Source organism: Methylobacterium sp. WL12 (assembly GCF_008039475.1).
Taxonomy (GTDB): domain Bacteria; phylum Pseudomonadota; class Alphaproteobacteria; order Rhizobiales; family Beijerinckiaceae; genus Methylobacterium; species Methylobacterium cerastii.
The window spans coordinates 1-2,713 of record NZ_VRUW01000184.1; the positions used below are offsets into that span (position 1 = coordinate 1).

At 61.3% G+C, this 2,713-nt stretch carries 3 protein-coding genes; 1 reads left to right on the forward strand and 2 read right to left on the reverse strand.

Going from position 1 to position 2,713, the window contains the following annotated elements; genetic code table 11:
- On the reverse strand, window positions 1-580 hold a 580-nt coding region (locus FV226_RS27265; protein WP_187278871.1), incomplete at its 3' end, for an IS66 family transposase zinc-finger binding domain-containing protein.
- Between the two features lie 197 nt (window positions 581-777).
- Between FV226_RS27265 and FV226_RS27270 the strand changes: the two genes are divergently transcribed.
- On the forward strand, window positions 778-1,680 hold the full coding sequence (locus FV226_RS27270; RefSeq protein WP_147765377.1) for a hypothetical protein: 903 nt from the start codon (window positions 778-780) through the stop codon (window positions 1,678-1,680).
- Between the two features lie 22 nt (window positions 1,681-1,702).
- Here FV226_RS27270 and FV226_RS27275 read toward each other — a convergent pair.
- The coding region (locus FV226_RS27275) for a mannose-1-phosphate guanylyltransferase/mannose-6-phosphate isomerase (RefSeq protein ID WP_147765378.1) at window positions 1,703-2,713 on the reverse strand (1,011 nt) is incomplete at its 5' end.

Consider the following 2,713-nt stretch of genomic DNA (forward strand, 5'->3'; position numbering starts at 1 on the left):
CGTCGCGGCCGGAGCGGAAGTGTTTCTGCGTGCGCTGGAGCAGGTTCATCAGCCCGCCCTGACTGAGGGTGAGCCCGAACAGATCCGACAGCGCCGCCTGCAGCCGCTCGTAGGACAGCGCCTGGAACGTCTTCAGATACGTCGCCACCGCATGGAGCCGTGGGCCGAAGGGCGTGCCGCGTGCCGCCTCCGGAACCGGCGCGACGACCCGCACCCGGCACGTCGGGTACTGCACGGCCAGCCGCAGGTGTTGGGTGACGGCCGGCGCCACCTCCGGCAGCTCGATCCGCTCGGACACGCTCACGACCTCGGCGGGAAGATCCTGTTGCAGGGAGCTGCCGCAGCACGTGCAGCGTTCTGCACGATGATCGACAACGACATCGGGCTCCTCGCTCATCACGCGGCTATGACCCTCGTGCCCGGGCTTGGCACCGCCAGGCTTCGCCTGCTCGCGTCGCTCCTTGCGATCGGTCGCGGGCGGCTTCGAAGACGTGCGTGAGGTCTTCTCCGTGCGCTGTAGTCGCAGCACCAGCTCGATCAGCTCATCGCGGCTCAGCCGCTCAAGATCGCTTCGGCCCATCCCACAAAGGAATCAGCCAAATCCGACCCGCGCAAGAGGGTGGGTAATTACCGGGCCGAAGGCGCGAAATTAATATTAACGCGATTAAAATTGCGGCTGGTAGCTGCGATTTGTGAATACTCAGTAGTTTTACTGAGCTGGACGGGCGCAAATTTCATGCTAGCAGTCAGAAAATTGTTATCGCATGAATCATCAATATGACAGCGACTGAAATCACAACCGGAGACCGCGAAGCTCGTTTCTCCGAGTTTTGGAAGCATAGACTTGAATCAAATATTCGTGTTCGTCAGCACATTATGCGGGACTGGCGGCTGACATTACAAGCGATTGGAGATCTTCTCTCGCTCCAACGGCTCGAACTCAATGTAAGCTCTAGCTCGGGCGGTCTAATGATTGAGCAGAGTCTCAGGCGTTCCGTTTTTGGAGTTTTTACTCTCGCTCAAACTGGCGCCTGCGTCCTGTCTGTACCTAAAGTGTCTGGCGAGTATTCATTGGGGGCTAGCAAGCAAACTCTTCGGCGTAAGTCCCGTAGCGCTGAGAAATCCGGCATCGCATGCCGCGTCATCAACGATGAAATTGAGCAAATAAACCTTATAGGCCAACTGGATAGCGCCTTGGTGTCTAAGGCTGATCTACGCTACCGGAACTCTCATGCTGATCATCGTTTTTTGGTCGGGGTCGGCTTGTGGAGCGTAGCCTATGGGCAGAACGGGGAACCTCTTGTGATTGCAGTGGTGCCACGAGAGGGGACGTGGGCACTACTCAGATTGTTCATCTCTTTAGGCCAAACACCACAGCATTCCGATGCTCGCTATCTCCTGACCCAGTTCGTGGTTGAGCGCCTGTCACATGAGGGCGTCCAGCATTTGGTGGATACAGTCGGCCCATCCGAGTTGACCGCAGGATTGCAGCACTTTCAACGGATGCTTGGATTTCGCATCGCTCGCGTTAAGTTTATCCATGACGCGCGGCCATGGTCGATTAAGAACGCCGGTAAGATCTTAAAAGTCATTTATAGGGCAATCGCATATAATAATCGACCCGGCTTTGCGGAGATAGCCGGGTCGATTGCCCACGATGCTGCTGTAACCAAGAGTTGAATAATTATCGCGAAGCTTTTTATCAGCCTGACGAACGTCCGTAGATGTCTTCGACGCGGATGATGTCGTCCTCGCCGGTGTAGGATCCGACCTGGACCTCGATCAGCTCGAGGGGGATCTTGCCGGGGTTGGTGAGGCGGTGCATCGAGCCGATCGGCAGGTACACCGCCTCGTTCTCATGAACGAGGACGACATCGTCGTTCAAAGTGACTTCCGCCGTACCCTTCACCACCACCCAGTGCTCGGCGCGGTGGTGGTGCTTCTGCAGCGACAGGCGCCCGCCCGGCGTCACCATGATGCGCTTGACCTGGAAGCGTTCGCCGATGTCGACCCGCTGGTACCAGCCCCAGGGCCGGTACATCCGCCGGTGCGCGTCGGCCTCCGGGTGGGCGCGGGCGCGCAGCACCCCGACCAGCTCCTTCACCCGGCCCGACTGCGCCTTGGAGGTCACCAGCACCGCGTCGGGCGTCGCCACCACCACCACGCCGTCGAGGCCCACCACCGTGGTCAGGCCCTCGCCCTCGCTGTGCACCAGGCTGTTGGTGGTGCCCAGCACTTCGACCCGACCGCGCAGCGCGTTGCCGGCCTCGTCCTGCGGCAGCACCTGCCAGACCGCGTCCCAGGTGCCGACGTCCGACCACGGGAACGAGACCGGCAGCACCCCCGCCCGCGTCGTACGCTCCATCACCGCGTAGTCGATCGAGATCTTGGGCGCCTTGGCAAAAGCTGCCGCATCAAGGCGAACGAAGTCGAGATCGGTGGTTGCGTTGTCCAGCGCCGCGCGGGCGGCGGAGAGCACCTCGGGCGCGTGCGCCTCGAGCTCCGCCAGCATCAGGTCGGCGCGAAACAGGAAGTAGCCCGAATTCCACAGGGCGCTGTCCGCGATCAGCGCGGCCGCGCCCTCCGCATCCGGCTTCTCGACGAAGCGCGCCACCGCGAAGGCGCCCTCGGCCTCCGGCAGCGCGGCCCCGCGGCGGATGTAGCCGTAATCGGTCGCCGGCCGCGTCGGCTCGACGCCGAGCGTCATCGTGTA

Coding starts and splice junctions, on each gene's coding strand:
- FV226_RS27270 (WP_147765377.1), top strand. CDS start 778: ATGACAGCGACTGAAATCACAACCGGAGACCGCGAAGCTCGTTTCTCC.